Source organism: Edaphobacter sp. FHG110511_03 (genome assembly GCF_059115365.1).
The window spans coordinates 1-26,579 of record NZ_JBZYWL010000018.1; the positions used below are offsets into that span (position 1 = coordinate 1).

The window sequence follows — 26,579 nt, forward strand, 5'->3', positions numbered from 1 at the left end:
GAAGGTCTCGAGGCGCTGAGCAAGCGGCACACACGAGTTCTCGAATGCTTCACAAAGATCATTGACAATGCTTTCTTCAGCCGGCGAATGCATATCCACATGATGCCCGAGCTGCTCTAAAGAAAGGCTGCAGGGAATAGTCTCGTTATTCATCGGGCCTCCCGTCTTTTTAGCTTCAAAGGAAAGGCGGGGCCTGCTCTGGAATCGCGTTTGCGGGCAGAGCCGTTTACTGTTCAGTATATCTGGACAGTAGGGTACCTACCCTAGCAAGAAACTTGGCTTTAGTCAAGCGGATAGTTTGACTGAAACGATGAGTATTTGCGCCAATTCATTCGTCTCATTTCGCCATTGCCGATGGGCTCCTGCGGGAATCGTGACAGAATCGCCTTCGCAGACGACCTGCTCGGCATCTTCCAGGGCGAGGGTAAGTTGGCCCTCGAGAATGAACGCGAACTCGTCACTGATCGACGAAGTGGCGTGCTTTCCGCTGATACCTCCGGGCTTGATGCGGACCGATACCGCCTGAAACTTGGAGCCGTCGCCCAAAAATCCCAATCCTTCTATGTCGGCTCGTGACCACTCCAGCGTCAAATGAGAACGCTTGTTCGAGCGAACGATCTGCGCTTTCGCCGATTCTGCACCGCGAAAGAACTGCCAGAGCGTTACATCTAAGGCTTTTGCGATACGCTCCATTGACGATATAGATGGCGAACACTGACCATTTTCTATTTGCGAAAGAAAACTCGGCGAAAAATCCGTCTGCGCTGCCAGTGTCCGTAACGACACACCTCGTTGTTCACGTAAAGCACGCAGAGATTCGCCCAGGCTTTCTTCAATCATCTCTTTCGTTCCTTTCCTGCTCAACAAATTTCCTGCGATGTCTAACCGCGCTATTTTCTTTTTGCACCTAAGTTACTCTCAATTTGGGCCCAAAGCTGCTTCGCAAAAAGGATAGTACTAACAGATGCCCGAGTGAAAATTACCAGCTCACACGGCTCGGTTGTCAGCTGATTGGTGGGCTAGGCGCTATTGAACGGAAGCTGCATATTGCGGGCCTCGAGCAGCTCTATCTTCATCTCATCGGCCGGCAGGTACGAAGCGGATGCACAGGCGGGCGGTCAGAAGGCGATAGCCACTCTGTGAGGTTCGAAACAAATTGGCCCTATAAAAGTACGCAACGGCTACACAAAGACTCAGGCTGCCTTCCGACGTTCTTGGACTGACCTTACGAATTTCAGCAGGTGCGCGTTGACTTGATCTGCATTCGTGGCGGTGATAACCGAACCCCACAGGAATAGTCCCGTGAGTAGACGCTCTGCGGTATCCTAAAACTACGAGCGCGACCTGCATAGGACACCGCAGCCACCGAGAAGAGCAGCAAACCATTACCACAGCAGAGACGTAAGCTTCCGCCCGCGCGCAGAGGCGCGCAGATTTGCGGAAAGCAGTACGAAGTGAACATCCGAACTATCCAGTCGGAGGTCCTCGCGGGCCTTACGGCCGCCTTGTCTCTTGTGCCGGAGGTTGTCGGTTTCGCGCTCGTGGCGCACGTCAACCCACTCAATGGCCTTTACGCAGCCTTTATCCTTTGCCTCATTGCTGCCATTTTGGGCGGCCGCCCTGGCATGATCTCTGGGGCGGCTGGCTCCATGGCCGTCGTCTCCGCCGCGCTCGTCGTCCAGCATGGTATCGACTACCTCTTTGCAACCATTCTCCTTACCGGCATCCTTCAGCTTCTGTTCGCGGCCTTCCGCCTCGGCAAGCTTATCCGTATGGTGCCGCATTCAGTCATGCTGGGCTTCGTCAATGGCCTCGCCATCATCATCGCTACCGCTCAGTTCCAGCACCTTCGACAGCGTATGCCGGATGGAACACAGCACTGGCTACCCTCATCATCCCTGCTCACAATGTTTGCGCTGATCGCCGTTACTGTAACCGTAACGGTCTTCCTCCCAAGGCTCACGAAAGCGTTCCCATCTGCACTGGCAGGCATTTTGGCTGCGACAACGTGTGCAGTCGCTTTCGGCATCCATACACGGACCGTAGGAGACCTGTCCTCGATACGCGGTGCGCTTCCCCGCTTCCATCTGCCTGCTCTTCCTTACACGCTGGAGACCCTGCGCATCACGCTTCCTTACGCCCTGGTGCTGGCCACTATCGGTCTCGTTGAGACGCTGCTCACGCTGAATCTCATTGACGAACTCACCGATACCACCGGCGAACCCAACCGCGAATCCATGGCACAGGGGATCGGCAACGTGGCGTGCGCACTGTTCACCGGCATCGGCGGCTGCGCCATGATCGGACAATCGATCATCAACCTCAACGCTGGGGGAAGGCGTCGCCTGTCCGGTATCGCCGCCGGAGCCTTTCTTCTCTCCTTCATCCTCGTAGGGTCACGTCTCATAGAACGTATCCCGCTCGCCGCACTCGTTGGCGTCATGTTTGTGGTCGCAGCGGAGACATTCAACTGGCAAAGCCTGCGTAATGTCGTCCGCATTCCCACGCACGACACGGCAGTGATGCTGCTCGTTACGCTCGTCACCGTACTGACGAATCTCGCTGTGGCTGTGGTCGCAGGAATCGTTATCGCCGCGCTCGTCTTCGCCTGGGATCACGCCCAACAGCTTGACGCTGACATCACCGAAGACAACGGCCTCAAGACATACAGGCTTCACGGCAGTCTCTTCTTCGCCTCGATCGCCCAGTTCACCGCCTTCTTCAGTCCGAAGACCGATCCGGCCGACACCTATCTCGAGTTTGACCATGCGCGGATCATGGATTCCTCAGCTCTGGAGGCAATCGAAGCCCTCGCGAAGCGCTATCGCGAAGCTGGCAAAATCCTGCACGTGCACGGTCTGAGCGAAAACTGCGACCGCCTGCTCCGTCGCAAAGATGGCGCAGTAAGCATCGCGCCTACACCTGCCTATGACGAGGTCTAGCAAATGTTCCAGACGATCGACCCAAAACCCGAGCAAGACATGCTCGTAGCGTGTCTCTGGGATCACTGGACGCAGCCTGGAAAACCCGGCCTCGATTCGTTTGCGGCTATCACCGATGAGCCAACACCGGAGGTTGCGGCGACTGGGCACCAGCGCACCATTGCCACGACTCAGGAACAGTACCTATCGGAATGGTTGTCACCGAGCACCTTGAGCAAGGAGCGGCTTGAGCACATCCTCTCGGATAAGGAACTGCCGTACTACATCTATCAGATCGCTGCTTGACAATATAGGGCGTTAGCAGGAATGCCGTTTATATAGTGTTGAAGCCCCGCAGGAATATTGCGCAGACGTGTCCGCCCCCTTCCTACTACGTTCGAAGCACAGCACTAGTTGAATCTCTGAATTTATGGGCCTCTCGTTTGCCGTGTTCTGGGCATTATCGCCTCAGGCGTTCATCGCCGCTTGCATCGGAATGAAATCTCCATTCTGAATTTGCCTCATGCTACTCGTGACATGAGGCTAGGCTGTTGAACAGGGCTGGCTTCCCTTCTGATTTGCCTATCTATCTGCGTTCAGCGTGCCGCGCTCAAAGCACCCCCGCCCTTCGGACGCACGCTCTCCTTCCCAGAATCCGCTATGCGCCTCTATAGGTGCGGACTCCTTGCCCCAGGCAAGCTGGGGTCCCTTTCCGCAGATTCCGTTCAGTCGCCGAGGGAGTGGGTCGCGACGACACACCCGTTGGGCAAGCGTGTACCGCATCCAGCGGACAAACCACAAGAAACGGAGCCTTACACCAATGTTCAACAAAATCATCCTCATCGGTCGCCTCGGACAAAATGCAGAAGCCAAAACCGCTCAGAAGAACAAAGAGTTCGTCACCCTCAACATCGCAACCCAGGAGAGCTGGAAGAACGACAAGGGCGACTACGAGACCCGCACCGAATGGCATCGCGTCTTTGCCTGGAGCAATCTCTCCAAATTCGCCAAGACCCTCCAGAAAGGACAGCTCATTACCCTCGAAGGCACTCTCCGCTATCGCGAGTACGAAGAAGAAGTCCACGGGCTTACGGTCAAGCATCGTATCGCTGAGATTCATGCCCTCAACATGAAGCGGCTCTCGAAAGTAGAAGCCGCTGACGATCCTTCGGATGGAGCCGACGACGAGTAGCCGTCGGCTCGGGTGGATGAGATCGAAGAGGTGTCATCCACCTGTTTCATTCAGACCTGATTGTCTCGGCCCCGAGAGCATAGCTCCCGGTACTCCCGCCATAGGCACGCCACTGGCTCAACTCATTCTTTACCGCCGACAAAGAGGTACGAAGACAGAGCGCGTTGCGTTGCTGCCGAGGCAGTCACAGAAAATATTCAACATCTCGTGCTCTTCACGGCCTGCGACCTTCGGGCGCAGGGCTTTGATTTCGCGCAGAGTCAGGTGCCTGGCTTAGCGCAGCTCCGATGCGTCATTGAGATATTCCGTGTTTGTGGCTTTCCTGACTGACAGACCAAGAAACCCTGCGGCGTTCGTATAGTGCCAAAGAATGTCGGGTGGCGCGGCTGCTCGGTCTTCCAGAAAGCGTCTACCAACCGCGCCAGCGCGTCGATGATCTTCATCTGGATCTGCCTCTTACGGTCTAACTTGTCTAAATTGTATCGTTTTGATAGCGCACCAGACATGATTGCGCCCACCTTGGATGGCCTGGTGGCGACGGCAAAGGTTAACCGCTAAGGTGGATCAAGAAGCAAAGAGAGGGTTGCAGACGTGTTGAAGGTCATCCCCGAATCCATCTTTTCATCTCTATGCGCTCGCTCGGCCACGCGGCCTCGCATTCGGCACCAGGATGCCGACCGGAGCGTGGATGAACGAGGATGGGTCCGCATGGGGATGCCTCTTGCAAACGGAGACGACGGCACATACAGCTTGGGATATTGAATTGCGCGCACTAAGAGAGGTCTCACGTGCTCCACATTCTGTGTATCCGCAGAGGAAACCGCTACCGCTATCACCGCAGACCTACGTGCATCCTTGGAGGGCACACTGGTTACACGGTGCTCAGTTCTGGACGGATGATTCTCAGTCGCTGCATCTTAGTGATGAGCGTCGTACGTTTCAGTCCCAACTTTTTTGCAGCTCCTTTGGGACCACCAACCACCCAATTGACCTGCTGCAACACCCTCACGATGTGCGTGGTTTCCGCCTCCTCCAGAGTAGTGGCTCCGTCGGGTTTTATCGCATTGGAAACGATATAAGAGAGACACTCGACAGGAGCCTGCAACGTGGCGCCCGGCGATAAAATGACCGAGCGCTCAAGAAAGTTTTGCAGTTCACGAATGTTTCCGGGCCAGTCGTAACGCATCAGTGCCTCAAGAGTTGCAACGGGAATGATTTCGATTCGCCGGTTCATACGGCTAGAAAAGCGACTCACAAACGCTTCCACCAAGTCGGCGATGTCCTCGCGACGGTCGCGAAGAGGCGGGATTGTGATTGGGAAGACGTTCAGCCGAAAGTAAAGGTCGCTGCGAAACTGCTTGTCGGCCATCATCTGTTTGAGATTGCAGTTGGTCGCAGCGATCACACGCACATTGACTCGCTGCGTCTGAGTCCCCCCGAGGCGCTCGAATTCCTGTTCCTGTAAAACACGCAGGAGCTTGGCCTGGATTTCTAGTGGCATATCTCCCACTTCATCAAGAAATAGAGTACCCATGTCCGCGAGTTCAAAGCGGCCCAGTTTGCGCGTCAGCGCGCCAGTGAAGGCACCTCTTTCATGACCAAACAGTTCGCTCTCCAGAAGACCGGCTGGCACAGCTGCGCAATTGAAGCGGACGAAGCTATTCCTACTGCGGGAGCTTAGGTTGTGAATCGCGCTCGCAATGAGTTCCTTCCCCGTACCTGTTTCTCCCTGAATGAGGACGGTGGAATCTGTCGACGCGACAATTTTAGCTTCCTCCAGAATTCGGCGTAGGACTGGGCTAGAGCCAATGATTCCGTTCGCGACAACCCAGTCCTTCTCTTTGTAATCGTCCTCAAGTGGCTTTCCTGGTCCAACAATTCGCTCGTGCGATGGCCGCATTATGCTGGGCTCGGGAACAACGTAACCTCCTGAAAATGAGGAAGGTTCCTGGAATGTGTTCGAAAGGGAGGCCATCATATTGCTCCCGCCGAACTCGCCCTGCTGTTGTGCGGCATGCACCCTGAGGAGTCGCGACGTATGCCGCCGCAAAATGTAGTGAAGGGGTCTTTCAATTCGTCGTTGCCCTGGTTCAGGTAGATACTTGAAGCCATCATTGCACCTCGTCCAGACAGCGTAGACCACGGTTCAGTCTTTGGGAACCCTCAATCGGAGGTCGTGGACTCAATATCTCGGTCGCTTTTAGTCACTATTTTGGAACCAGGAACCCCGACTTTTGGGGATGAAACGAAAATCTAGCGATCCGGAATTTGCAAGTGCTTTCTTCCAAAGAGACGCGCGTCGATCGACCACGCCCCTGGACCGATCATTGCCAGCGTTATAGCAATCGTAGCCAAGATGATGGGAATGCGAACATCGACTACGTGCGAGCGTGTGCTCCAGATTTCAGTAAGAGCTCCCAGCACGCACGCGCCAGGCGTCCACAAACCGAGTATAAGAAGAGTTCCAGCGGCGCCTCCCAAAATGGAAGGAATAAGGATTGTAAGATCATTTGTTTCCGATAGGTGGGTCTCACTGTAGTGAAGGAGAGCTGTGCCAATCAGCAATCGTTGGATTAGAAGCCCAATGCCAGGCCAGCCGTTTGCGAAATTGGAGAATAGCCGTTGCATGTGTCGAGCCCTCTGGAAAGAGTGACTGTTTTACAACGGATCCAAAACGGCCAAAAGACGCCCACTTCCTCCCCCATTCGGGACCTACAGCTCAAGAATTCCACGCTTTAGACCGATCGAAACGGCGTGGGCCCTGTCGTTGGCCCCTAGTTTGGAAAGGATATTCGCTACGTGGCTCTTGACGCTCGCTTCGCCGATCGAGAGATGTTCCGCGATCTCCTTGTTGGCCTTACCCCCGGCGATCAGCTGCAACACATCAAGTTCGCGTGGCGTCAGCTCTTCCCGGCCGTGAATCAGGAGCTCTGCAGCGAGTTCCGACGGTATCCGCTTTTGCCCCGCATGGACGGCGCGGATTGTTTCCAGCAGCTCTCTATGCACTTGACGCTTCAGGATATAGGCTCTTACGCCAGATTTAAGGGCTCGTAACACCTGCGCATCACCTGAGTAGGTCGTCAGAACAACGATCCGAGCATCCGGAGACTCGCCCAGAATGCGCTCGATTGCTTCAATACCGTTCAAGCCAGGCATCTGGATATCCATCAAAATCACGTCTGGACGATGCGATCGAAACTTTTCGATGGCTTCGTGTCCGTTGGACGCCTCCGCAATCAGCTTCATGTCAAGCTCAGCATTAACTAATGCCGCGATACCTTTTCGCAGCAGGGGATGGTCATCTACCGTGAGGATTCTGATCAAATTGGGATCGGTGCTCATGAGTCGGGTTCCGGAACGATCTAGATCGAGGCCTTGCCCCTTCGCTCCATAAATTCTATTCTGCTCCTGTTCGGTGGGCTCGCTCATGGATATCAGGCAAGCTTTAGTGTCCGCGACGCAGGCGCTGCTTCAGATCTCGGTGGATGCCTCTTCCATTGTTACGTCGCACAAATGAAAACCTTGCCAACTTAATTGACCTCGGCCTCGATCGATGGTTGTTGCGCGCCGCCGGAATTGAACCAGCAGCCCATATCCTTCTTTCGCAGAAGAGGATAGCATCCACGGTGAGAATTCTGATCGAACTCGTATCGAGCCCATGACTCTACCGGAGGAATAGTGTGAATCGTGGCGCGATGTTCACGTTAGGAATGCCGCTCATCGCTTCTTGTTCCCGGGGAATAGCCCGAATGGGTGGTCACCACGACATTTCTCATAAGCTATCACCGATGGGACCGCAAGTTGTATCTCAGCGCCTGCGCCCACTTCGCTCCAAAAATCTAGGCGAGCCCCAATATGCTGAGTCCGCTCGCACATCCCCCGGATGCCCCAGTGTCCAGGTCGTCCGCCGGCTTTCAAAACCTTTGGGTCGAACCCCTTGCCGTCATCCCGGATACGGACTCGAAGCTGATCCTGGTCGTAGCGGATTTCGACTTCGATGTGGCTGGCGACAGCGTGTGCAAAAGCATTTCGAATCGCCTCGCGTGAGATCCGGTAGATTTCATCCCTAAACATTAGGGAAAGAACTCGCTGCTTACCTTCAACGGTGAGGCTGAAGGTCGGAGTGTTTGCGTCCCATCGGTGAGTGTCTACTAGTTGATTCCCAGTTGCCTCCAGCAATTCCGGAAGCTCGTGCAGCGCGTCTGATTCTGCGCGCAGTTCCTGTATTGCAGCACATCCCTCCGCTATGCCTTCCTCTGCCGCTTGAATTGCCCCATCTACAACCTGCATCGCGTTCTCGGCACCGCGGAGCAGCAAATTGCGAGCTGCCTGGAATTGAATGACTGCACCCTGAAAACTCTGTAGTAAAGTGTCGTGCAAATCGCGAGCAATGCGGGTTCGCTCATCGATTCTTTGCTGGAAACCGGTTTGGACACGATCGACAGCCTGGCGTAGGCGAAGGCGGTAGACAAAAAAGACCAAAGAAAAAATCGTCGCGGATGCGAGCAGGGTAAACCACCAGGTTTGATAAAAGAACGGAAGTTGATCGAGGACCCGCGTCGACGACTCGTGCCACTGCTTCTGGTCAGTGCTTGCAGCGACTCGAAAATTGTAGATTCCCGGCCTTAAGTTGTTGTAAAAGGCAAACCGTCGTGTACCCGCGTCGACCCAGTCAGGGTCGAATCCATCAAGCCGGTAGCGAAATCTTACGGCTTCCGGGTTCGAAAGTGTGAGAGCGGTATACCGCAGTTCGATCGAGCGCGCCCCTGGGGTGATGCGAATTTGGCTGGACTCGGAATGCGCGATACCATCCACGGTTATGTCTTCAACCAACACAGGGAATTGAGAGGTGTGCGAAGCGGCGGGGTCCGACGGGGTTACCTCGCACAATCCGCCAATCCCCGCGAACCACAAGTGGCCGTCGGCGCTTTGGGCGGCGTTGGGAGAAAACTGGGTATTGGAACCACTTTCAAATCTCTCATGAGGGAAGGGATAGAGAAGCGGTTCGAGTTTATGGCGCGCTCCGGAGGCCCATTCGGAGAGGCTCTTCTTATCAATCGCAGATATAGTGGCATAGCCTTCCAGCCAAATGCGGTCGAACGAGTCGTCGAGAATTGCGAAAACCTGGTCGGATGGCAGGCCCTGTTGAGAGTTAACCGTGCGGATCCGCCCATCTTGAAACCAGTTCAGGCCGCCAGCCGACCCAATCCAAAGCTTGGACTTCTTATCTACGTAGACCGAATAAATAACAGTAGATTGAAGGCCTTCGTCGCGACCGAAATGTTGCACTCTTTCGCCGGCCAAGCGATAGAGCCCCCCCCCGCTAAAGCTGCCCGCCCATACAGCTCCGCCCTCATCTTGGGCAAGGGTTATGATCCATTTGTCGGGCACGCCGGTCTCAATCAACGTCCGAGATCCCGCAGACGGTCTCCAGTGCAGAAGTCCTTTATTGGCGGTGCCGATCCAAATGCTTCCGTCACGATCCCGGAGAAGGGAACGCACACTTAATCCCGATAATTCCGGTACTGAACGGATGTGCTGACCGGTCCAAATCCAGACCCCCTTATCAGATCCGATCAAGAGGCCATCATCCGGTCTGGACAAAGCGGTGGATACAGCATCGCTCCTGGGCAGAGATACTGGTAAGGGGCGGCGGCCGCCAGATATCACTCGCGATATCTGTCCATTCGACACCGTCCAGACACCCTGAGCATCAGAGATAACTGGACCCGATTGGCCGATGAATTGGACTTGACCGTCTCGTAGACGGTCAAGTCCGCCGCGCGTTCCTTCCCAAAGATTTCCTTCCCGGTCTTCATAGACATCCCAAACGTAATCGTTGCTGCTAAGGCCCGCGCTCCGATCCATTTTGGTCACCTCCGTGCCGTGAACGCGAATCAGGCCGGAGGTTGTTCCGATCCACAAGTTTCGATCGCGATCTTCGATACACGAGTTAGTTCCGCTCACCGTCGCATTGACAGCTGCGTTGGAGACGAGCCGGGCTCCATCCCAGGAACTAATGCCTTTAATGCTGGCTATCCATATCCTGCCGGCGTGGTCACGGCAAAGTGCATTAACGTGGTTATCAAGAAGTCCGTCTTTTATGGTGAAGGATCTGATGGTTCCATTTTGCAGACGAAAGGCTCCAAATCCGTAGGTCGCGATCCAGATAGAATGGTTCGCGTCTTCAAGGAGCGCGGTGATGCGGCTCGGAGGGATCGGAACGAGTACTTGTTCGAACTTTCCGTTGACCATTCGAGCAATCCCTGCGCCACGCGTTCCTACCCAAAGAGTGCCCCGCGAATCTCGAAGCAATGAATTGATATCGAGGGAGGGGAGGCCATCGCTTACGGTATACGTATGGAACTTTCCTCCCTGATAGTGAGCGAGCCCGCCGCCAAGAGTGGCAACCCACATCGAGCCATCCGGATCGACAAGCAGGTCCTGCATCGTGCTGCTTTCGAGACCTGTGTCAGATCCGGCTCTGAAAGCCGTAAACCGGATTCCGTCGAAGCGGAAGAGGCCAGCGCGGGTTGCCAGCCAGAGATAGCCGTCCGTGGTCTGCTTGATCCGGCGAACGGCTGTGATGCCAGCGTCGCTCGTCCAGGAAGTGTGAGCATACTGCGAGATCTGGTTAGTAGGGTTCAGGGCCAATGCTGGAAGGACAAAGACAAGTGCGCTAAGGAAGCCGCAAGCAGTCCGCGAGACAAAACTTGCAATAGAGGTAAGGAACATCCGAATGGCGCCCTCTTTCTCCATAGGAAAGCGCAAGGTAAGGCCGTTCAACGGTAGTTCCCGAATGGCTCTACAGGCGACCACTTCAGTTAGTGCTACGTTCTCGGAATCGATGCCGTGCGCTTCCACTAGTACCTCTATAATTGCTCGGACGGAGGCTTGAACCGAAATCCACCTCCTCATCTGTTTAAAACGGGAGTTCAACATCGGTTCGGTGTTGTATTGCAACGTCCGGCGTCACTCTTGTGATCTCGTATATAGAGAGCTGCGAGTTTGACCGCGCATCATTGATCATGGGCTGTAAGGCGTCGGTATGCACCCTCAACGCGAGCTATACCGGCGCACAATCCGTTGTATTATCATCCATCTTCAAAGTCTCGTGTGAGCCTTCATCTTAGTTTTAGGCGAACACCAGAGCATGTCAAAGGGTTTGTGCCTCCCTCCTCGGAACAGCTGAACGAGGGTCATTCTCTCAAGCGCGAAGGGACTCACTGAAAATCGCAAGGAAAGATCCTCTTGCGGTACCCCAAGATAATGTTCTCCCGGCCAGAAGCTGTCAAGGGGTTGATTTCGGCTAATTCTTTATGGTGCACATCAGCTGGATAGGAGCTTAGCACTTTGAGAGCTCAACATTTTTGTTTTGGCTCAAAAGCACGCTCGCGAGATGCGGCACCGGGGCCGGGTAGATCGTCATGTTGTAGTAAAGTGGTTTTTTTGAGGCGGCTCTGCTGCTGGTCTGGATAAGCTTCTCGCATTGAGGCGAATCTCAACATTGGGCGAGCGTACTCTGCGTGCCCGCCACAATGGCCATTTCCTCTGCAATGTCAACTGTCGCGTAGTCCGAACGCGTCTGCGGAATACAAGCGGCGGCGAGTACGTCCTCTCGCCTCAGAAAGGATTTCATGATTCGCTTGGCTCGATCTCACCTCGCACGCATGTCTCTTCGCTACTTGTGTCTACCTTCATTCGGTTGCTTGGCTACCGCTCAAATAGCGCCATCTGTAGCGCCAGTATCAGCCATCAGTGAAATCCGTGGCGTCCTTCACTCTACCGATGGTGTTTCAATCGAGGGGGCGCAAATCACCGTCACCGACACTGCCGGAAGGACCACCTCGGGAACCAGCAAAGATGACGGAAACTTTGCTTTGATCGGACTCATCCCAGGCGCGCGGTATCAGCTTCAGGTCGCTGCTTTGGGCTTTGCACGAACTGTACAGGAGGGCGTTGTAGCCGGAGCCCCGCCCATCGTTCTGACCCTTACGGTTGATCGCCTGCAGGAAAGTATAACTGTCTTCTCTGACACTCGTCAGGACCTCAAAGAGTCTCCCGAACTTTCGCGGACACTGAACAGTCGCGAACTCACCCAGTTACCGTCGGCCAGCCGCAGTTTGGCTCAGTTCGCCATTCTTGATCCGCGTGCTCGCAATACAACAGGTTCAGGGTCCGACGGACGTACAGCAACGCGGCTCACCATTAACAATCAATCCTTTCGCTTTACCCAATATCAGTTGGATGGCGGCGCAAACTTCGATGTCATTTTCTCCAATGGACCCCAGCAAAGCGTATCGCTGTCCGCAATCGGCGAGTTCAAGTTGCTGACAAACCTCTTCCCTGCTCAGTACGGGAGATCAAGCGCGGGGATCGTGCTCGTATCCACCAAATCAGGTAAAGACGAGCTCCACGGGGAAGTCTTCGCCTTCATTAGGCCTTCAGGTATACAAGCCGCACCTCCACTTTCCACATTTCACATTCCGAATGAGAAGCTTCAATGGGGCAGCACTGCAGGGGGTCCCATCAATCGTGGCAAGACTTACTTCCTTGTGTCCTATGAGCAACTTAACCAGAACCGCAGTGCATTCATTCAATCGCCGGCCGCTACGTTCTTTGAGGGCAGACAGGACTCATGGATGGGACTGACGCGGCTCGATAGAAAATGGAATGATCGCGAATTCACGACACTTCGCATCAATGGCGATTTCCTCACAACGAATAATCTGAATGACAATGTAGGCGGGTTTGTGCATGCGAGTGCTGCAAAGATCGACGTTCAGCAGAGCGTTGCGGCGCAGGTCACGCAGCGCTCTGTATTCGCAACGTGGCTAAATGATTTTCGCTTCTCGTTCGCGAGCGCATTACCTCTTTGGAACACACCCGTAACTCCTAGTATTTCAATCGTCCGGCCAAGCTACAGCACCACTGGCGGTTCCGCGACGGAGCATGTGAGGACGCAGACGTACCAAGTTTCAGACACAGTCAGCAAATCTTCGGGAAGCCACTCGTTTGTGTATGGAGCGGAATACATTCGTGAGTACACCAACAACAACCTTATCAGCGCTCCTTTCGGGACCTATACGTTTGCCGCTGGTCCCCCCACTACCGATCAGAAACCATTGCGCTACAGTCAGACGGTGGGTATTTCTTTCATGAAATACGGACAGGATCTCTTTGCAGCGTTTCTGCAAGATGACTGGAGGCTGTCCTCACGTCTGACTACGAACATTGGTTTGCGTTACGATTTTCAATCGATTAGCGCTGCCCGGATCAACCTTCAACCTCGGCTCGGCGTTGCCTGGAGACCATTTTCCAAGGGGGACACCATCGTTCGTGCAGGTGCCGGTCTTTTTTATGATCAAATTTATGGACAGATCCAACATAACGCATTGAACCTGGGGCCGGATGCGACGACCGCAAGTTACACCATCGCAAACCCCAGTTATCCAACACCACCTCTAGTTAGTGGCGCCACGGATCGGCGGGATCTCTATCTCAGCAGTTCAACGCTTCGCAATCCATACACAATGGAGGTTTCGGCGGGAATTGAGCAGCGGCTCCCGGCGGGCTTCCTTATTCAGTTAGATGCCGTCTACATGGCCTCTCGGCACCAGATTCGGCTGGATAATTTGAACGCGCCGACCCCTTTTATCCGGACGGCAGCCGGCCAGACACGTGCTGCACCTGCTGCCAATTCAACTCGCCCGTCCTTAACCTACAGGCGCAAGGATGGTACGCAGATTTCAGTCGCGAACGTAGAGCAGGTGAGCAATTCAGGCGATAGCCGCAACACTTCGGGGGAAGTTCAGATCTCCCGGTATGTAGGTCAGCGTTTTCAGTTTTTCGTAGCCTATCTTCTCAGCTCGAATATTACTGACACCTTCTTCACCGGCGGTTTAGGAACGGGAACTCCCAACGTATGGGGAGTAGACGAGGGTGAGACTGGACCGTCCGACTACTTTCAGCGGCATCGAATCGTGGCGACGGGAATCGTGAACCTTCCCTTGGCCTTCAGGCTGTCTGGCACAACGATCGCTGCCACCGGGCTTCCTGTTAATCCGCTCACCGGGATCGATAACGACGGAGATGGTATTGCTGCCGATCGACCTTACGGCCTGTCTCGCAACTCGTTCCGTGGAAAACGACAATTGGGGACAGACATTGCCCTAGCGCGCACCTTTCATCTTTATGGCAGACTAAAACTTGAAAGTCGGATCGAGGCTGGGAACATCTTCAATCACAATAACTTCGTCAGACTCACCAACACCTATGGCAACACTAGTCTACCGGTAGCAGGTTTCCTGATTCCGCAAGCGGGCATTCAAAACAGCGATCCATCTCGGCAAATCCAGTTTGGGGCGCGTCTGCTGTTTTGAGTGATTGAAGACCCCCTGTTCTGCGTAATTGAAGTATTACTTTCGGAATAATTTGGATTCTTCCGCACATTCAGTGATACTGCCCAATTCCGTCAGGAGCCCCAATCTGTTGGTGACTTCAGACTTGTGCGCCCGCCAGACAATAGCTTCTACGACGGATCATGAAGTCCGCTTCCTTTACGCGCTTTTCGGTCATTTCATGACCAATGAGCAAGAGCCCATACTTGGCGTAGATATCTGAGCGATATTGGCTTAAGCCTTATGCCCAAAGCGGCGCAGCACCCGTCTTGATTGAAGCACCAAGACGTTGCGGCTCCAGCCATTCGACGGCGGCTCGGAGGCACCACTCACGCTCCTTCCTATCCTTGAGCAGGTCGAGAGGCATCGGCAGATGACCCAAAGGCAACAGTAGCCTCGGCCAAGCTGCGCATGTACTCCCGGTTGCGTGGGCGGAAGCGCTCGCTCCGGGAAACTCCCGCTGCAGGTCTGCGCCGAGTCGGGCCGTGACCAAGGCGCCCAGCACTCGCTCTTCTGGCGGATCAGGATCTCCCGGCCAGCAAACGCAAATGAAACTCTAAGCTGGGCGGAACGGTTGCGGATGGAGGGCTCGGCGATCGGTTCGGGGTAGCCGGAGGGGAGCCGATCAGCATGGGCTCATGCCGGAGTCGAGGGCGACTACAGGATTCTTGAGGAAACAGCATGACGAGTTTGCTCAGGACGAAGGACTAGAACGCAGAGAAAGGAAGAGCAAGAATTCGATCCTACAAACAGTCGCTCCAGCCGAGGCATCGCAAAGACGTGGCTAAGAGAAAAACAAAACACAGAGACCCACTTAACACATGCGCTTTCATGCACGACGCGTCAACGATGCTTTCGTCCTAGGCGGTGAATGGAAGCGAGAGGATGTATTGGAGCAATCCAACCCCCTTGTTTGCTGCAATTGCGGTCCGCCTTCACGGTAAGCGGTCAAAAGCGACGTCAAGCCGGCTATCAGTCGTCACAAGTGTCGATAAGATGACAGTCCTCTCATTAATTGAAGCGTCGTGCTCATGAACAGCGATGTTCGCCTCCCCAAACGTACTGATAATTCTTTATTCTCTATCGCTGCTTGGGGCCTCCAGGCAGATGGAACGCGAATTGCACAGAATAGCCGATTATGGCGGGGTACCAACAAAGAAGATTGTCCTGAGGAGGCATCATGAAGCGAAGCGGTTACCGTACATGGAAGGCACTGGAGCTATGCAGCGACGAATGCTTGGTATCATCCGCGAAACTAGGTGAGCATTCAGCGTTCGCTGAACTATCGGAGCGTTCTACGCCGATGCTGATCTGCGTGCTGACACGAATAACCAAGAACAAAGAGGATGCCGAAGATGCTTTGCAAGAAGCTTTGATGAAGGCCTTCACTCACCTGAGTACATTCGATGGGCGATCCAGCTTTTCGACCTGGCTTACAGTCATTGCTAAGAATACCGCTCTTATGACGCTGCGCAAAAGACGCAAGGTTCCCGACATTTCGCTTGATGCAAACTTGGAGAATGAAAATGCGACTCGCATGCAGTATGCAGACTTAGCTCCTAACCCAGAGAACGTCTGCTTACAGAATGAAAGGAGAGGTCATCTCAGAGACGCCATCCAGCGGCTATCACCAGCTCTTCGCAAGTGCATTGAGATGCGATACGCCAAAGGTGGCTCAGTGCGGGAACTAGCCGTGGATACGGGTATTTCAATCCCAGCTGCAAAGGCCCGTTTATCACGAGCACAACGGATCCTGACCAATGACTTATCCAGAACAACTCGCAAATTGATCAGGCCGTCGAACACCACGAGTTGAGGAGACTTGAACATGAATACCACTACTTCAACAGCTCCTCGCTGGCATCTGTGAACGTCTCATCCGAGGTTATAAAGCCTCCCAATGCCTGCGACGGGATGGCTGCATCTCCCTCTTCGCAGACTCCGATTAGCAATTCGGAACGTAAAGATGGGAGAAGAGGGGTGTTGTTATCAGCAGGTCAACAAGGCCTGGTTAATCCGATAGTCATCAGAGAGCGTCATCGTGAAAGGATAAGACAAATGCATAACGTGAAGAAAGTTATCTTCACTCTATTGGGCCTTGGCTTGATCGGCACGCCAACACACACCCAAACAGTGAGTACAATCCTGACGAAGAAGTTACCCGAAACACCCGGTAAAGAGATTCAAGTTGTTACCGTCAATTACGCCCCGGGAGCCGTCGAGGCGATCCATGGACATAATGCTCATGCGGTCGTATACGCTTTGGAAGGAGAAGTTGAGATGCAAGTTCGCGGAGGTACGCTTAAGCGGCTCGGCCCGGGACAGGTCTTTTACGAATCGCCTGAAGACGTTCACACCGTGCACCGTAATGTAAGCAAGGCCACACCAGCGAGGTTCGTCGTGTTTTTCATCAAGAACGAAAGGGAACCAGTCCTCACTCCCTCTCCCTAGCCTCAGGGTCGTGGATCGCAGCTTTTCGGTAAAACACCTTGCCTGAAGCGATGTTGCTTACGTGGAGGTGAGTACGAATCTGCAAAAGCGCGCTCCGCGGCGAAATGGACAGAGATTGCCTGTCCTCCCAAGTGACCTGAGACCTGTAGCGATGCCTTTAGCAAGTGAGAAGAGAAAGAACAAGCTAATCATCCGGACAAAAGAGTGAGTTTCGCCCGAGTAAGTGCCACACCTTGCCGAGTCACAAGAACAGAAATCAAAAGGGGGAACTGTGAGAACACACCGTAGGGGAACAACGATTTCAGATCGCGCCAATATTCTCATGTTTGATAAGGGCATCGGTCTGGATCTGCGAAACGAACCGCAGGGGTGTGCACAAAGCAAACTGATGGAGGTAGAGAGGATGTCGGCAATCGGCAGGATGGCATGCTCGATCTCCCACGATATGCGCCACTCACTCGCGGCGATCTATGCGAACTCCGAGTTCCTCGAGCGCCAGAATCTATGTGCGCTCGCGCGGGCTGATTTGGTGTTCGAAATTCAAGAAGCAGTGCTCGCGATGACAGGACGCATTGATTCACTACTCCAATTCGCTAGGAGCGGACGGAAATTCGCGCATGTCCATGAGCGCGTTTCATTGGTTGTTGAGAAAGCCGTTGCGGCCGTGAAGTCTCATCCCGACGGGCGGAACGTGTTCATCACAGTTGGCAAGTTGCCGGCGACGGAAGCAGACATCGAGGCGAGGAATCTTGAAAGTGCCATATATAACTTACTGCTCAATGCCTGCCAAGCTGCGATGCGCTCGATTCATGTGCCGGAAGTGAAGGTCCACCTTACCGAAGTCGATGAACGGATCTACATCACAATCATCGACAATGGTCCCGGTATACATGCCTCTGTCCGGAGGACATTGTTTGATCCGTTCGTGACCGCAGGAAAACCCAACGGAACAGGCCTGGGGCTCACCCTGGCACGCCGAATAGCTAGGGAACATGGTGGTGACGTCTACCTCGAGAAATCGACTCGAGAGAGGACGGCATTCACGCTGAGTCTGATCAAGAACAGACTAGTAGACCAAATTAGTAAATCTGGTATTGGTTTGGATAGTGGCTCCACGATGGTAGGGCGCTACGGCGCGATTGCGGACTTCCGGCACCAAGCGAATGACCGTACGTTGGGATCAACATGACTACCTGGCTATCTAGAATTTCATTCTTTCAAGACGGCCGGTCAAATCGATAAACCATACCGTGGTCGTAGTTCCAGTTGGTCATGTTCTCAGATCTTGTAGCGGAAGGCTCAACGAAGAAGCTGGAGATAGGTATCTTCAATCCGTCATATGATTCACATACTGAGTGGCAGAGCCGACTTCGAAGCCTGCAGCATTGGATCCGCGAACTTCTCATAAAGAATCAGCAACTGTGATTGGCGCTCATAGAAATGAAGGAGCTTAAAGCAAGGAAATTGAATGCAGCAACATATTAAGACATCAGAGGCAACGGCTGGTAGAGCCTCAGCAGCAGCGACGATTCTTTGTCTTTGACACGCGCTGCAATACTAACAAGAAGGAAGCTGGAGACCGGAAGATGAAGCCACCTGTCTCATTTTCCCGTCGAGCGCAATATTACTAACTCCACTCCAACAGAGATGAATTCGATGAAACCGACACTCACTTATACGCGGTTACTTCCGGGACTCATCATGTTGATCGTGATCTTGATAACATTTGTTTCGCGAGGTCTCGCGCAGAGTGTCGGCAGTGACTACAATTCACTCTCCAACACAATCGTTACGCCGCATCCCATCAATCCAGCCGCAAACACTACAAACCCGGGTGCACTTGCCGCTCAGAAACAAAACCCGTTTCTGGGCAGTGTTCCTGAGTGTGATATCCGAGGTAATACCCTTCAACTCTCTTTGAACGATGCGGTTCAGTGCGGTCTTCGATACAACCTCGGTCTGATCGATAGCCGGGAGGGTAGCACCGTTGCCCGAGCGGCGCGCATGCGCGCTCTCTCCGTGCTTTTCCCACAGATTGCCGCCAATGCACGCGAGGAGTTTTCGAAGTACAGCGCCATCCCAACAGGAGCAGAGAAGATACGTTTCTCCGTCCCTTCCATTGGCGCGACGGTCCCCTTCCCCCTTACAGTAGGACCTTTCAATTATCAGTACGCGGGGTTCACCGCAACTGAGAATCTTTTCGATGAGCAGTCGCGCCATCTGGCCAAAGCGGCTGCCGGTGAACAAAAGGCTTCCATCGCGGCCGTGGCAGACTCGAGGGACATTGTGGTTTTAGCGGTGGGCAGCGCATATCTTCAAGTGGTCGCAAGCAAGGCTCGCCTGCAAGCGGTGACTGCTGAACTCGATGCCATTGCAGTCTTTGATGACTTCACCCTGGAGCGCGTTCGTGAGAAGGTGAGTCCGGAGATCGACGGGATCCGTTCCCAGGTCGCACGACAGACAGCGGAAGAAAGAGTAACCATTGCGCGGACGGGGCTTGCCAAAGATAAGCTGACGCTTGCGCGTATCATTGGCCTGCATCTCGACCGGGACTTTGACGTCGGCGACGATCTGCCTTACGAACCTTTGTCGAAACCGGAAGCGGACATTGTAGTTCGGCAGGCTCTTGAGCAACGGTCGGATCTGCAAAGCGCTGCTGCAAGACTTCGCGCTGCCGAGGATACCAAGCGAGCTCAGTCCGCCCAGCGCCTGCCCGTTTTGGCGATAGCGGCAGCCTACGGAGCAATGGGCCCGAACCCCGGCGATATCCACCAGACTTATTCTGTAGGCGCCAACCTTAGCATCCCCATCTTTACCGGTCGGCGTATCGAATCTGACATTGCAGCCTCCAACGCGCTCCTTAGACTGCGCCGAGCTGAATATGCGGACCTCCAGGGACGTGTGGAATATGACGTCCGCAACGCCCTCTTCGATCTAGAGTCTTCTGACAAGAGCGTCAGTGTCGCTCAGCGCAACCGCGAACTTGCTCGACGTGGCCTCTCTGATGTCAACGACCGCTTCCGTGTTGGAGTGTCTACCAACCTTGAGGTCGTACAGGCGATGCAGGCCGTCGCCGATGCTGATGAAAACTACATCAATAGTCTCTTCGGGTACAACGTTACGAAGTTGGATCTAGCCCGTGCAACCGGAGTCGCGGCCACCCATCTGACCGCCTTTTTGAAAGGGAAGTAGTTATGTGGCTCATTCGTACCGCGCTACGCAGCCCTTACACGTTCATCGTGATGGCCGTGCTTCTTGCCATCTTTGGAATTATTTCGATCCTGAACATGCCGACCGATGTATTCCCCGAGATTGACATACCCGTTGTCTCGGCCATCTGGACGTATTCAGGAATGTCGGCCGACGAAATGGAAAACCGGATCACAGCCGTTGTTGAACGTGCATATACGACAACGGTGAATGATATTGACCACATCGAGTCGCAATCCTACAACGGTGTCAGCGTGATTAAGATTTACTTTCACCAGGGCGCGGACGTGGCCTCCGCAGTGGCGGAGGTGAATGCAATCTCCGGTACCGTCACACGTTTCCTTCCGCCCGGAATATATCCTCCATACCTTATTCGCTACAACGCCGCCAGCGTGCCGATTCTTCAACTCGCGCTTGGAGGCAAAAAGTTCTCCGAAGGTCAACTCTTCGATATCGGATTTAATTTTCTTCGCAATAACCTCGCGACGGTCAAGGGAGCTTCTGTTCTATTGCCCGCGGGCGGCAAAGTGCGGCAGGTAATGGTCGATCTGGATCCGGACGAAATGTATGCCAAAGGGGTTTCTCCTGCAGATGTCATCAACGCAGTCAATGCTCAAAGCCTGATTCTTCCTGCAGGAACAGCGAAGATCGGCAACCGTGAATATAATGTTCGCCTGAACAGCAGTCCGGAAATAATTGGGGCGCTCAATGATCTTCCCATCAAGCAAGTAAATGGCGCCACAGTCTATGTCCGCGACGTCGCGCATGCCCACGATGGATCGGCGGTACAGGAAAATGTTGTGCGCCTCAATGGTCAGCGTGGATCCTTTGTGTCCATTCTGCGTGCTGGCGGGGCGTCCACCGTGGATGTGGTCAGGAATGTTCGCAGTCTGTTGCCATACATTCGGTCAACGCTACCCGAGGGGCTTGAGATCAAACCATTGTTTGATCAGTCACTCTTTGTGATGGCAGCCGTACAGGGCGTGATTCGCGAAGCCACGATCGCCGCCACTCTAACAGGACTGCTGATCTTGCTGTTTCTTGGCAGCTGGCGAAGCACTTTGATCGTTTCTCTCTCTATTCCGTTGTCCATTCTTGCTTCCATGATCGTTCTGAAGGCACTGGGACAGTCGATTAATGTCATGACACTTGGCGGACTCTCGCTTGCTGTTGGCATGCTGGTGGACGACGCCACAGTGGCAATTGAAAACATCCATCGCTACCTGGCAGAGGGTCGCTCACTGATCCGTTCGATCTTGGACGGCTCCGCGGAGATTGCCGTACCCTCATTCGTCTCCACAATCTGCATCTGCATCGTGTTTGTACCAGTCGTATTTCTTGAGGGGGCCGCGAAGTTTCTTTTCATTCCTCTGGCTATGGCAGTGGTATTCGCCATGCTTGCCTCTTACATTCTCTCTCGCACGCTGGTTCCTGTTCTTTCGCACTACTTTTTGCGCAGTGAGACAGGTTTGTACAAACATGGCGAGGAAATGGGCGATGGCATAATCTGGCGGGTCCATCACGGCTTCAACCGGTATTTCCTCAAGCTCCGCAATGCGTATGGGCGAATACTGACCTGGATTTTGGCCCATCGAGCTGTACCTGTTTTAGGGATTGGAGCGTTGGCGTTGTTCTCGATCCTCCTGATGCCGCGTCTTGGGGAAGACTTTTTTCCTCAAGTCGATGCTGGGCTCATTCGCCTCCACGTGCGTGCTCCCACAGGTACACGTCTGGAAGGTACTGAACAACTCTTTGCGCAGGTTGAAGACCAGGTCCGTCAAATCATTCCGTCCGACCAGCTTGATACTGAACTCGACAATATTGGTCTGCCTGCGGTATCGATCAATCTCACTTTCTCCGATACAGAGACACTCGGCCCGTTCGATGGCGAGATACTCATCTCTCTGAAGGATCACCGCAAACATGGTGACACCTGGAAATACATGAAGAAAATGAGAGAAGTTCTACCCCAAAAGTTCCCGGGAACAACGTTTTTCTTCCAGTCTCCTGACATCGTCAACCAGATTCTCAACTTCGGGTTGCCGGCACCCATTGACGTTCAGATCTCCGGTCCGAACAAGAAAGCGAATTTCGAGCTGGCAAGCGATCTCCGCAGACAGATCTCTCAAATCCCCGGTGCAGCAGATGTGCACCTGCATCAGGTTATCGATTATCCGGAGCTACGGGTAAATGTAGACCGCACACGTGCCGATGAAGTCGGTCTGACGCAGAAGGATATAGCCACTAGCCTTTTAACTTCTCTCAGTTCCAGCATGCAGACTGCCCCAAACTTCTGGTTGAACTGGGACAACGGTGTGAGTTACAACTTTGCCGTGCAAACGCCTACACGCTGGATTAACACTGTCGCGGCGATTGCAAATACGCCACTGACGTCATCCACCCATCAGTCTACTTTCCCCCAATTGCTGAGAAATGTGGCGACGGTAAATCGTAGAGAATCTCCAGCTGCTGTCAGCCACTACAACATTCAGCCCGTGTTTGACGTTCTTGCCTCGACACAGGGACGCGACTTGGGGGGTGTCTCACACGAAGTCGACCAGATCATTGCGAATGCAGACAAGCATCTGCCACGCGGTACGCGAATCGAAACGCGTGGTCAAGTTGCAACCATGCGTTCTTCGTTCCTGCGTCTCGGCTTTGGCATGTTGCTATCAATAACTTTGGTCTACCTCCTCATGGCTGTGAACTTTCAGAGTTGGCTAGATCCAATGATCATCATGATGGCACTGCCTGGAGCATTTACAGGAATTATCTGGATGCTCTATATCACCCAAACTACCCTCAACGTGCCATCCCTGATGGGAGCCATTATGAGTATAGGCGTGGCAACGGCCAACAGCATTCTTCTGGTGACCTTCGCCAATGAGCAGTTAGAAAAGGGCAAGACTCCACTGGAAGCAGCTTATGAGGCTGGTATTGTCCGCTTGCGTCCAGTACTGATGACTGCGCTGGCCATGATTATCGGCATGCTGCCCATGTCGCTCGGCCTCGGCGAAGGTGGAGAACAGAATGCGCCGCTTGGTCGCGCCGTCATTGGTGGGCTGACGGTTGCTATCGTCGCCACGTTATTTCTCGTTCCAACCATCTACAGCCTTTTGCGAAGGCCTTCAAAGAAATCAGAAGAAGACGACGTGGAGCTGCTTTATGACTGAGGATGCAGATCCTTTACCCAATCTGAGCATCGATCCCAATAGGCAGGGACGCTTTATGTCTCTCCAGGCAAGGCTACTATGCGTTCTCGCATGATCAAAATCGGTTCTGTGAGCGTTCTCATTGTTGTCGGGGTGCTGGCGTTGGGCTATATCCCGCGAACCAGGCATTCAAAGGAAGCCGAGGAAGCGGCTCGACAGCGCAAAGGTTCCGTCCCGGACGTGGCTACTTATGTCGTGCGTCCTGGCAACCCCAGGTTGCCACTTGCTCTTCCCGGGAATATAGAGCCCATAACCGAAGCTTCCATTTATGCCCGGTCAGACGGCTATGTAGAGAAAAGGCTGGTTGATATCGGGGATCGCGTGCGTGCAGGGCAATTGTTAGTCGTGATCAGCTCCCGAGAGACAGATCAGGAACTGCAGGTGACGAAAGAAGCACTGGCCCAGAGCCGATCTGATTACGCAGCGGCGAAAGCTGGCACGGATGAGGCAAAAGCAAATCTGTTCATTGCCAATGTCACTAACAGGCGCTGGCAGGATCTTGTCGTCCGAAATGTCGTCTCGCAGCAGGAAGCAGATCAGGCGCAGTCCACTTATATGGCGCGTCAAGCGGACATGATCGCCTCGCAGGCGAAGGAGCGTGCGACTCAGGACGCGATTCGCGTCAACGAAGCACGTGTTCAGCGCCTTCGAGAGCTTGTGTCTTACCAGCGTGTCGTCGCACCGTTTGCTGGAGTCATTACCGCACGCAATATCGATATCGGATCCTTGGTAAGTTCGGGCAGTAATGCAAATATCGCGATGCTCTACAGGTTGGGAAAGCTCGACACGATGAGAATCTTCGTCGATGTGCCGCAGGCGGACTCCGAATACATCCACGTCGGACAGACTTGCTCCATACACGTACGCGAGATTCCTGATCATGATTTCGTTGCAACCGTCACGCGCTTTGCCAACGCTATCGACATCACCTCACGTACCATGCGCACGGAAGTTCAGATCGGCAATCCAAAGGGTGAGTTGTTGCCGGGCATGTATGCCCAGGTTCGATTTGATCTCGAGCGAACGAAGCCGCCAATTCTCATCCCGGCAAATACCCTGGTTGCTTCTCCGGCGGGGGATCAGGTCGTGATTGTGAAAGAAGGTGTAGCTCATTTTAGAACCATCAACGTAATCCGAGATTATGGCCCCGAAATCGAAGTGGGCGATGGGGTTATCTTTGGTGATTCGTTGATTGCCAATGTAAATGACAGTATTCGCGACAATGAAAGGGTAAAGATCGTTTCGCATATCGAGCTTCCTCCACAACCTTAAAGTAGTAGCCGACCCATTAGGTTGCCAGTCAGAATCGCAGAGGGCCAGTAAAATATGTCACAATTCAGACGATTCGATACAAGCGACTCAAACAGACACAAGTAAATTCGAGAGACGAGTTACATTTGATATGAATTCTCAAGCAGGGAGTCAGCTCAGGTCGTCCTGGATGACACACCACGCTGTATTCCTGGGTTCAATGCTACGCGCCTGAAGTCGAGACACGTCCTGTGCCGAGCCCGGCGTCGCCCAACAGGTCCGGGCCATGTCGACGAGATCTACGTCAGAGTCCGTGTTTAGCGGGTTTTGTCTCCAATCACTGATCGATCTTCTTCCGCTTAGAAAGTGAGCTCTCCAAGCGAGGTGCCGTTTCCAACTTCATATCCACGATCAACTCGCTAATCAGACAGAACATCCGTATGGAGATGTATGCAAGCCGCCCGCAAACAACACGTAGCTGTAATTCAGGGTGAGATAATCGCTCTGATCTACATGGGAGCTCTCGCTCTTTCTGCCGTAAAGATAGGCTTCCCGCTGCTGCTATTCCCTGAACTTACAGCACTTTCGCATGACGTTTTCACGCGACCGCGAGGAATATGGGCGAACCAACCATGGCAGCTCGTTCTGACGCCGACAATCACTGCATTCTTTGGTCTATTTGTGGTGCGTCATACAGACTTCAACGCATTGGCTCTTACCTTGATCGTGGTGATCAGCCTTCTCGTTATCAAGCTACTGAAATCTACGATTGCACCCGCAATCTCTGCAGGTGTGCTTCCCATGGTTCTCGGCGAGCGAAGCTGGATCTATCCCGCTGCGGTTTTTGCGGGCCTGAGCCTACTTGTATTGGTCTTATTAGTATGGAAGCGATATACCCCTAAGGACTACATTCTTTCAAGCGAAGATGAAATTGATTCGAAAATTATAGATGCCCTCGAGGCACCTCCTCAAGATCGTCTTTGGCGCGGAGCGCTGCTGGTTTTTGTATTGCTATTAGCGGGGTTCGCCCAGATCACCGGCCTTTTCTTTCTGATCTTTCCTCCGCTAATCGTCGTAGCTTATGAGATTCTCGGACATCCGGAAGTGCCGGGTTGGATGGCGCGGCCCATCCTATTCCCGTTGATTAGTTTTGCTACCGCTACGGTTGGGCTTGGATTCTGCCATGTCTTCCATGCTGATTTTGTCGGTGTCGTCGTGACGATGCTCTGTTCGATTGCAATCCTGAAGATATTCAAGGTACATATGCCCCCGGCGCTGACAGTCGGAATACTACCGTTCGTAATGAAAGCTCCGAACTACAGATATCCAGTATCGGTATTGATCGGAACAATTGCTCTCATGTCGTACTTCTGGGCTTACAGCAGACTCCGGGAAAGCTCATGGTTGAGAAGATTCCACTACAGGATCTGATACTGGACTATATTCTCCGCAAACGTGTGTGACTTCAGTAGCGATCACTCTCCACGCAACTGTGATTATCCTATTCCTGCTATACGACGACTATGGACATCTCTACTTAGTAGAGATCCATGCTTCTTAACTCTGCAACATAGATCTCCTCATTGAAAATCAGTATCTGGGAAGATAGAGGCCGGATTGTTTGATGAGAAGGGCGCGGCGTGGTTCAGGGCCTTGTGCAAAACATCGCTGCCGTAAGCCCTTCGTTATCAGCGCTGCAGAACAGCCTTGTGGTGTTTCATCATCTCTCAGAGACGAAATGATGAAACATATCCAGACGGAGTGAGATCGGACGTGGCTGGGTTACGACGTTCGGTTGCGCTCACTAAAATCGTCACTTATTGAGTCTCCCGGTCTACCTAGATTATCGAATCGATAGAACCTCGAGCTCGAGCTGCACAACAGGATAATCGATCTCTGTGTCAGCAAGACGGTTGTTGTAGTTTGTGAAGGTATTCAGAGT

15 protein-coding genes are annotated in these 26,579 nt (G+C 53.5%); 11 read left to right on the forward strand and 4 right to left on the reverse strand.

Features of this window, described 5'->3' with window-relative positions:
* Positions 1–285: 285 nt before the first annotated feature.
* Entirely contained in the window at positions 286–840 is a 555-nt protein-coding gene (locus tag AC5S26_RS28920) for a helix-turn-helix domain-containing protein (protein ID WP_494188416.1), read from the reverse strand.
* A gap of 614 nt (positions 841–1,454) precedes the next feature.
* On the opposite strand from AC5S26_RS28920, the gene AC5S26_RS28925 reads away from it, so the two are divergent.
* From AC5S26_RS28925 to AC5S26_RS28935, 3 genes are all read left to right on the forward strand, one after another.
* Positions 1,455–2,942: a SulP family inorganic anion transporter gene (locus AC5S26_RS28925; protein WP_494188417.1), complete on the forward strand. Its 1,488-nt coding sequence runs from the start codon at positions 1,455–1,457 to the stop codon at positions 2,940–2,942.
* A 3-nt stretch (positions 2,943–2,945) separates the two neighbouring features.
* Entirely contained in the window at positions 2,946–3,227 is a 282-nt protein-coding gene (locus AC5S26_RS28930) for an SOS response-associated peptidase family protein (RefSeq protein ID WP_494188418.1), read from the forward strand.
* Positions 3,228–3,741: 514 nt separating this feature from the next.
* Entirely contained in the window at positions 3,742–4,113 is a 372-nt protein-coding gene (locus AC5S26_RS28935; RefSeq protein ID WP_494188419.1) for a single-stranded DNA-binding protein, read from the forward strand.
* 871 nt (positions 4,114–4,984) lie between these two features.
* Here AC5S26_RS28935 and AC5S26_RS28940 read toward each other — a convergent pair.
* The 3 genes from AC5S26_RS28940 to AC5S26_RS28950 form a co-directional block, all read right to left on the reverse strand.
* Complete coding sequence (locus AC5S26_RS28940) at positions 4,985–6,091, reverse strand: sigma-54 interaction domain-containing protein (protein WP_494188420.1); 1,107 nt, start codon at positions 6,089–6,091, stop codon at positions 4,985–4,987.
* A 734-nt stretch (positions 6,092–6,825) separates the two neighbouring features.
* On the reverse strand, positions 6,826–7,455 hold the full coding sequence (locus tag AC5S26_RS28945) for a response regulator (protein WP_494188430.1): 630 nt from the start codon (positions 7,453–7,455) through the stop codon (positions 6,826–6,828).
* Between the two features lie 375 nt (positions 7,456–7,830).
* On the reverse strand, positions 7,831–10,977 hold the full coding sequence (locus AC5S26_RS28950) for a sensor histidine kinase (protein ID WP_494188421.1): 3,147 nt from the start codon (positions 10,975–10,977) through the stop codon (positions 7,831–7,833).
* Between the two features lie 845 nt (positions 10,978–11,822).
* Between AC5S26_RS28950 and AC5S26_RS28955 the strand changes: the two genes are divergently transcribed.
* The 8 genes from AC5S26_RS28955 to AC5S26_RS28990 all read left to right on the forward strand — a co-directional run bounded on the left by AC5S26_RS28955 (position 11,823) and on the right by AC5S26_RS28990 (position 26,068).
* Positions 11,823–14,495, forward strand: a complete 2,673-nt coding sequence (locus AC5S26_RS28955; protein WP_494188422.1) for a TonB-dependent receptor — start codon at positions 11,823–11,825, stop codon at positions 14,493–14,495.
* Positions 14,496–15,693: 1,198 nt separating this feature from the next.
* A complete protein-coding gene (locus tag AC5S26_RS28960) occupies positions 15,694–16,329 on the forward strand; it encodes an RNA polymerase sigma factor (RefSeq protein ID WP_494188423.1) in 636 nt (211 codons plus the stop codon).
* Positions 16,330–16,571: 242 nt separating this feature from the next.
* The gene (locus tag AC5S26_RS28965) at positions 16,572–16,964 is read left to right on the forward strand and encodes a cupin domain-containing protein (RefSeq protein ID WP_494188424.1); all 393 of its coding nucleotides are present in this window, start codon (positions 16,572–16,574) and stop codon (positions 16,962–16,964) included.
* A 271-nt stretch (positions 16,965–17,235) separates the two neighbouring features.
* Complete coding sequence (locus AC5S26_RS28970) at positions 17,236–18,153, forward strand: sensor histidine kinase (RefSeq protein WP_494188425.1); 918 nt, start codon at positions 17,236–17,238, stop codon at positions 18,151–18,153.
* A 467-nt stretch (positions 18,154–18,620) separates the two neighbouring features.
* Positions 18,621–20,156 (forward strand): TolC family protein, encoded by a 1,536-nt coding sequence (locus AC5S26_RS28975; RefSeq protein ID WP_494188426.1) that lies wholly within the window; start codon positions 18,621–18,623, stop codon positions 20,154–20,156.
* A gap of 2 nt (positions 20,157–20,158) precedes the next feature.
* A complete protein-coding gene (locus AC5S26_RS28980; RefSeq protein WP_494188427.1) occupies positions 20,159–23,347 on the forward strand; it encodes an efflux RND transporter permease subunit in 3,189 nt (1,062 codons plus the stop codon).
* 78 nt (positions 23,348–23,425) lie between these two features.
* Positions 23,426–24,658 carry an efflux RND transporter periplasmic adaptor subunit gene (locus AC5S26_RS28985; RefSeq protein WP_494188428.1) on the forward strand — a complete coding sequence of 411 codons (1,233 nt, stop codon included), beginning with the start codon at positions 23,426–23,428 and terminating at the stop codon, positions 24,656–24,658.
* A gap of 429 nt (positions 24,659–25,087) precedes the next feature.
* Positions 25,088–26,068, forward strand: coding sequence for a hypothetical protein (locus AC5S26_RS28990; protein ID WP_494188429.1), 981 nt, complete (start codon positions 25,088–25,090; stop codon positions 26,066–26,068).
* Positions 26,069–26,579 lie beyond the last annotated feature (511 nt).